General features: G+C 67.1%; 6 protein-coding genes. 2 read left to right on the forward strand and 4 right to left on the reverse strand.

What is annotated here, in order from left to right; genetic code table 11:
• Window positions 1–34: 34 nt before the first annotated feature.
• Window positions 35–910 (reverse strand): alpha/beta hydrolase, encoded by an 876-nt coding sequence (locus ABGB08_RS50380; RefSeq protein ID WP_347606304.1) that lies wholly within the window; start codon window positions 908–910, stop codon window positions 35–37.
• A 48-nt stretch (window positions 911–958) separates the two neighbouring features.
• Window positions 959–1,570, reverse strand: a complete 612-nt coding sequence (locus ABGB08_RS50385) for a GNAT family N-acetyltransferase (RefSeq protein ID WP_347606306.1) — start codon at window positions 1,568–1,570, stop codon at window positions 959–961.
• Window positions 1,571–1,704: 134 nt separating this feature from the next.
• Between ABGB08_RS50385 and ABGB08_RS50390 the strand changes: the two genes are divergently transcribed.
• Window positions 1,705–2,670, forward strand: a complete 966-nt coding sequence (locus ABGB08_RS50390; RefSeq protein ID WP_347606309.1) for a GntR family transcriptional regulator — start codon at window positions 1,705–1,707, stop codon at window positions 2,668–2,670.
• A 22-nt stretch (window positions 2,671–2,692) separates the two neighbouring features.
• Here ABGB08_RS50390 and ABGB08_RS50395 read toward each other — a convergent pair whose 3' ends face one another.
• Window positions 2,693–3,898, reverse strand: a complete 1,206-nt coding sequence (locus ABGB08_RS50395; RefSeq protein ID WP_347606311.1) for a glycosyltransferase family 4 protein — start codon at window positions 3,896–3,898, stop codon at window positions 2,693–2,695.
• 317 nt (window positions 3,899–4,215) lie between these two features.
• Between ABGB08_RS50395 and ABGB08_RS50400 the strand changes: the two genes are divergently transcribed.
• Window positions 4,216–4,488, forward strand: a complete 273-nt coding sequence (locus ABGB08_RS50400; RefSeq protein ID WP_155351181.1) for a DUF3040 domain-containing protein — start codon at window positions 4,216–4,218, stop codon at window positions 4,486–4,488.
• 113 nt (window positions 4,489–4,601) lie between these two features.
• On the opposite strand, the gene ABGB08_RS50405 is transcribed toward ABGB08_RS50400, so the two are convergent.
• The gene (locus ABGB08_RS50405; RefSeq protein ID WP_347606315.1) at window positions 4,602–6,182 is read right to left on the reverse strand and encodes a penicillin-binding transpeptidase domain-containing protein; all 1,581 of its coding nucleotides are present in this window, start codon (window positions 6,180–6,182) and stop codon (window positions 4,602–4,604) included.
• Window positions 6,183–6,690 lie beyond the last annotated feature (508 nt).

Raw genomic sequence — 6,690 nt, forward strand, 5'->3', positions numbered from 1 at the left:
GAACGTGACTTTTCCTGGAGCGTGCCGCGCCAGGTCAGCGGCTGGCGAGCTCCGAGAAGATCTCCACCAGTTCAGGCCGGTCGAACGGGCCGACATGGGGTGCCGCGACGCTTCGCACGTCAGTCGGGTTGTCCGGAGTAAGGCGGTCGGCCTCTTCGATGAATCGGTCCTGCAGCGCCGGCGGGATCAGGCGGTCGAGGGTGAGGCGCACATAGGTCCGGGGAATGCGGCCCCAGGTGTGTGCTTCGCCCCGGGCTTCAGCCATGGGAATGCCGGCGGTCTCGTCCGGCTCGAGCATGCTGAGCAGCCGGCTCACCCCTTCATCGGTGAAGTCTCCGGCAAGGGCGTTCTTGACGCCTTGGAACACCGCCGGGTCGGCCGAGCGCCAGTTGAGCCGGCTCACCCCCAGGACCGCTGGATCGGCAACCATGGCCGCGGTCACTTGGGGGAGCAGGCTGTCGCTGTTCTCCGGCGTTTCGAGATAAGCGGCCACGTTCGGCAGGTCCACGCAGCAGTACGCCGCGACATAGACAACCCGGTCGAGTAGTTCGGGGATGGCGTTGCCGACTCTGCTCACGGTGACGCCGCCCTGGCTCATGCCGACAAGGATCACGGGCCCATGGCGGCGGGCGCGGCGCACCACATCCACAACGCGCTCGACATAGTCGTCGATGGTGATCTTGGCGAGCGGCGACGGTTCGGTTGCCAGCGCCTCAAGGTCCTGCGGGGCCTGGTACGAACGGGGATAGAACGCCTCGCGGCCGTGTCCCGGAAGGTCGACGGCCACGCACCGGTGCCCGCGCAGGGTGAGCTCGCCGGTCAGCCCCGAAGCCCAGGCCGACGAGGAGTTGGTGCCGTGGATGAACACCAGGGTCGGCGGTCGCCGATCGGCGTCGCGGTTCGTTGTCATTGACGTTCTCTCCCTTTGTATGTTGGACGGGGTGGTGTGTGCTGGCGGTCAACGGTGGGGTGGGCGCCACATCGGCCACAGGAGCGGGCTGTCCGCCACGCGAACCGGCTCGCCGAGATCCTCGAATCCGTGCCGCTGGTAGAGGGCGCGACTCCCGGGCGAACTCGCCTCCAGATACGCGGCGAGCCCATCGGCGTCCGCTCGCTCCAGTCGGTGCCGCAACATCGCCGAGCCGAGTCCGGCGCCCTGCCGCCCGCTGATCACCCCCATGCATGGGAGGTAAAGGTGCGGTTCGCGATCGGGGTGCCGTGGGGCCAGCGCCTGGCCCAGGGCCAGCAATCGCGCGCCGTTCTCACCGAAGATCGTCTCCTGGTTCGTTTCGGGCGCGTCCGAGTGCTCCTCATAGGGCGTCTGGCCTGCGGCCAGCGTCAGCCATACCGAGGCGCCCTCGCGACGGCCTGCCAGGTACGCCTCGACGGCGGGATGGGTGAGCAGGGGGCGGTAGTAGTGCGCCTGGAGACGACCGCGTTGGCCCGCCTCGGGGAAGAGCCAGCAGACAACAGGATCGTTCATGAACGCCTCGGTCAGGACGTCCAACACCGCCTGCTGGTCTGCGTCATCCGCCCGCCGCACGGGTGCGTACGGTGTATCAACTGTCATGGGTGCAGCGTATTGAGACGGTTGCGGAAGTGGGCATATTTCGAGGATTTATCCAGCTAAAGTGAACTAGTGCTGAGGGATTGAACTAGTCCACTCTCGGTGGACAGCAACCTCATCAAGAGATCGGGGCCTCTATGCCGTCGTCAACGCAGCGACCGGAACCGCCATACCGGCAGATCGTCGCGGAGATCCGTGCCCGGATCCTGGCCGGCGACCTGCGGCCCGGCGATCGAGTGCCGTCCATCCGGGAGATCGCCCAGCGATGGGGTGTCGCGGTCGCGACCGCGACCAGGGTGATGGCCACTCTCCGCGACGACGGGCTGGTCGAAACGAGGGTCGGCGCCGGCACGGTGGTCAGCACCCGCACGGGTCAGAAGCAGCCAATCGGCCTGAGCACGCCGCTGCGACCACGGCGGACCGGCGCCCCCAAGCAGGCATTGAACCGGAAGCAAACTCTCCGCACCGCCATCGCGATCGCCGACACCGAGGGACTCGACGCCGTATCCATGCGGCGACTCGCGGCCGAGCTCGGCGTCGGTCCGATGTCGCTGTACCGGCACGTGTCGAGCAAGGACGAATTGGTGACGCAGATGACCGACGAGGTCTTCGGCGAACCAGAGCTACCCGTCCCGGGGCCGGAGGGTTGGCGAGCCAAGCTCGAACTGATCTCCCGCCTGCAATGGGAGCTGTGCCGGCGACACCTCTGGCTGCCCAGGGCCATCTCGTTCATTCGCCCGTTGCTGGTGCCCAACATGATGGCGCACACCGAGTGGACCCTGCGCGCACTCGACGGGCTTGGGCTGCCTATGACGACACGGATTCGAGAGGCGCTCACGCTGCACGCGCTGGTCCTCACCGTCGCGCTGTCCATGGCGGATGAGGTCGAAGCCGAGCAGGAGACCGGTGTGACGCTCGACCGGTGGTGGCTGACACAGCGGAAGCGGGCCGACGAGCTTCTCCACTCCGGACGATTTCCGCTGCTGGCCACGGTTACCGGGGAAGAGGTGTCGGACGTGGACGGATTGTTCGAGTACGGCCTTGCACGCCATCTCGATGGTGTCGCCGTCCTGGTGGAGGACCAGACCCGAACGCGCTCGTAGTCCTGTACAAGCACCACACGACTCACGGCGACTCTGTCTGGTGGGAGGTGTGGCGGAGTTGGGTGAGGAGTTTGTCCCAGCGGGGGCCGATGACCGACATGTTGTATTGGGCGGCCGTGGTCTGGGCTTGGGTGGCGAGTTTGGTGCGGAGGTCGGGGTCGGTGATGAGGGTGGTGACGGCGTTGGCGAGGGCGTGGATCTTTTCGGGGGGTACGAGGAGGCCGTCGTAGCCGTGGGTGATGATTTCGGCGGGGCCGGTGGGGCAGTCGTAGGCGATCACGGGGACGGCTTTGCTCATGGCTTCGAGGATGGTCATGGGCATGCCTTCGCGGCGGCTGCTGAGGATGTTGATGGCGGCGTCGGCGAGGGCGGCGCCGACGTCTTCGGCGGGGCCCATGAGGTGGACACTCCCGGTGAGCTCGCGTTTGTCGATGGATTCCTGGAGTTTGTCGTGCCGGGGGCCGCGGCCGTAGATGCGTAGCGTCCAGTCGGGGTGGTTGCGGTGCACGTGGGCCCAGGCGCGGATGAGCAGGTCGTAACCCTTGGCGTGGTTGAGGCGGCCGATGGCGACGGCGATGGGGGCGGTGCGGTGGGCGTCCGGGCCGGAAAGGCGGGTGACCGCGTTGGGGATCTGGGCGAGATGGGCGGGCGCGTGTTTGAGGGCTTTCCGGTAGGCGTGCAGGTCGGCCTGGGTGAGGGTGATGAGGGTGGTCAGCTTGCCGTACCGGCGGAGGATTTGTTTCCGGGTTTGGGGTTGGTGGGCGGCGAGGTTGGCGTGTTCCTGGCCGATGGTGATGATTTCCGGTCCCGCGGTTCTGGCGATGAGGAGATTGAGGGCGGGACGGGTGCCGATCAGGACGCCGCGGCGGCGGCCGCGGATATAGCGGAGGAGAGCCAAATCGGTTTTGAGGGTGAGCCAGTGGCAGGCGGTTTCGTCGGGCGGCGTGAGGCGGCTGCGGAAACGGTTGAGGAGGCCTTTTCTGCCGTTGACGCGGTCGTCCAGGTAGCGGACGCGGACGCCGGGCGGGACGTCGAAGAATGGCTGCGGGCTTTCGCGGACGACGCTGACGATTTCGACGTCGTGGTTTTTGGCGAGGTGCCCGGCGAGGTTGAATGCGGTGCGGATGGTGCCGCCCATGCCGTTGGCGTGGAGGAGCAGGATGCGGATCTCACGGGTGTCGGGTGGCGGTGCGTTTCTGGCGCGTCGCCGGTCTCGTCTTTCGAGCATTGTGATGGCGGCGAGTCGTAATGCCCCCGAGATCGACAACTGTTTCCCCCAGTCGTGTGTGGACCCTTCTTCCCTAGGACGGTACGACCGGGCCGGTTGTTGATGTGATGTGGGTCACATTGATCCCCTGATCAGCGGATTTATCGGCCTGCCGAGTGGTTCGCGGGGAATATTGGCTGTTCAAGGCTTCGGCGGGGGTTCGTGGGGAGTTGCCGGTGCTGGCCAACGGCTGGTAAATACCCGGCCAGCAAACGGCTAACGATCTTCATGGTTGGGCAGAACGTCGGCACACACCTTGCATCCCGGGGAGGTGCGCCATGGCCTGGTCGCAGGACGAGGAGCGGATGCTGGCGATGATCGAGCGGCACCTCAGCGATGAGGATCCGCGGCTCGCCGCCCGCCTGGAGTCGTTCAATGAGCGCGTGGAGCGCGGGGAACACGGCCGGCGCCGGGGTGATCGTCGAAGGCGCAGGCGGCCTAGGCGTTCGACGGTGGTGATCGCGGTGAGTTGGCTGCTGATCGCGACGCTGATCGCCACATTGCTGGTCATGGCGTTCCGGCATGACGCGGCGGCGGCACTGGTCTTCTAACCGGCCGTTATTCGCGGCAGAATTCTGGCGCGCTATAGCCGAATGATTGAAATCGCGCGTGCTGTTGGTATCAGCAGGTGATTCGCGGGCCGGAATGTGCCCGCGCCGCTGGGTCAGAGGGCGTTGAGGAAGCGGGCCGCCACGGGCGCGGCGATCTTGCCGCCGCCTCCGCCGCCTTCGACGACCACCGCGAAGGCGAGGTCGCCGAGGTAGCCGTGGAACCAGGCGTGGGATTCGAGTACGGGTCCGCTGCCGAATTCGGCGGTGCCGGTCTTGCCGTACGTGCCGGAGGGGAGGCCGGCGGCTTGGGCGGTGCCCTTGGTGACGACGGCGCGCATCATGGGGCGGATCTGGTCCGCGACGCCGTCGGGGAGCGGCTGTTCCGTGGCCTTCTGCTTGAGGTTGGGGATCAGGGTGGGCGGGCGCCAGGAGCCGTCGGCGATGGCGGCGGCGACGGAGGCCATGACCAGCGGGCTGGCGGTGATCTTGGCCTGGCCGAAGGATTCGGCGGCGAGTTCGGCGTCGCTGGTGGCGCGGGGGAAGCTGGCTTTGGTGGCGGGGACGCCGATGTTGAGGGGCTGGTTGAAGCCGAGCGCGGTGGCGGTGTCGTACAGGGCTTTGGCGCTGAGGTGTTGTTTGGTGAGCGGTGCGAACGTGGTGTTGCAGGAGTGGGCGTAGGCGTCGAGGAAGCTGAGGGTGCCGTAGGCGGCGTGGTCGCTGTTGCGGATCTTGAGGCCGCCGACGTTGACGTTCTTGGGGCAGGTGACCTGGTCGGCCGTGGTCACCCCGGCGGTGAGGAGTCCCACGGCGGTGACGGTCTTGAAGGTCGAGCCGGGGGCGTAGCGGCCGTCGAGGGCGCGGTTGAAGCCGCCCAGGTTGTTGACGACGGCGAGGATCTCGCCGGTGGAAGGGCGGATGGCCACCATGGACGTGGGCTTTTCCATGTCGCGTACGGCGTTGGCGGCGGCTTGCTGGATCCTCATGTCGAGCGTGGTGGCCAAGGGTTCGCCGTCGCTGCCCTCGATGGTGGCCAGGCTGTCGTCGCCGGCCATGACCTCGGTGGTGGGGGTCCCGGCGAGACGCTTCTGGAAGGTCTCCTGGAGCCCGCCACGGCCGACGGCCTGCCCCGCGCGGTAGGCCGGGCCGAGTTTCTTGACGTCCTTGTCGGTGGCCTTGTCGAGGAAGCCGACGAGTTGCTGGACGGATCCGCCGACGTCGGTGCCGTCGATGCGAGCGCCCGCGGCGTCGGTGACGGCGGCTCGGCTGGGCCAGGTGGTTGTGAGCTTGAGGTGGTTGGTGCCGTTAAGGGAGGGATGTACGGCGGCTGGGCTCCAGTCGACCTTCCATTGCCGGTCGGCGACGGTGAGGTCCAGGTTGCCGGTGTAGGTCCAGTCGCCGATGTTCTTGAGAGCGGCGGTGGCCGTGTAGGCGGCGGTCGCCTTGTCGTCACCCGTCTCGGTGATCTGGCCAAGCTTGACCGTGACCCCTGTGGCGTTGAGGTTCTTGGTCAGTTCGGCGTACGCGGCGTCGACCTCGCCGGTCGCCGGTGCGGCGAGTTCGGCCTTCAGAGCCGTCATGTCGCCTTTCGCCCACGCGGCGGTGAAACGCTGGGCGGTCTCCTGGGGTGTGCCGCGAGTGTGCAGCAGGTAGTACGCGCCCCCACCGGCACCCCCGGCGACCACAACTACCGCCACCGACGTGATCGCTATCGTCCGTCCGCGCACCTTATGCCCCCTTTTAAAGCTCGCCTGAGATCCTAGCGCGCCCGATTCGTTACCTTTCTGGCTTTTGGCAGACCGGAAGCCTACGGGTCAAGGACGGGCGCAAGACAGATCCACTCCGAAAGATTCCATCGTCCGCCGCCCGAACCCAGCTCAGCACACGCACACGCGGAGCGAATTCCCCAAGGCCACCGCGAAGCGAGATCGCCGGATAACCAGCACGAACCGGGATCGCCAAGGTACTTGCGCAGACGTCAGCGACCACGTCGGCGAACGCGTGGCTTGCGCCAGGTATCGGTGGTTGCGATGCGAACGCGTGGTTTGCGCCAGACGCCAGCGCCTGGGCCGCGAACGCGAAGCCGGATTGGCGCGCGGCTCGCGCGAAGCGGGATGCTGGCGTGAGTCGCGTGAACGCGGAGCGGGATTTGGGTGCGCGAAGCGGGATCGGGGCGGAGGCGCAACACGATCAAGGGTGGGTGGG

It is taken from the genome of Acrocarpospora sp. B8E8, assembly GCF_039871605.1.
Taxonomy (GTDB): domain Bacteria; phylum Actinomycetota; class Actinomycetes; order Streptosporangiales; family Streptosporangiaceae; genus Acrocarpospora; species Acrocarpospora macrocephala.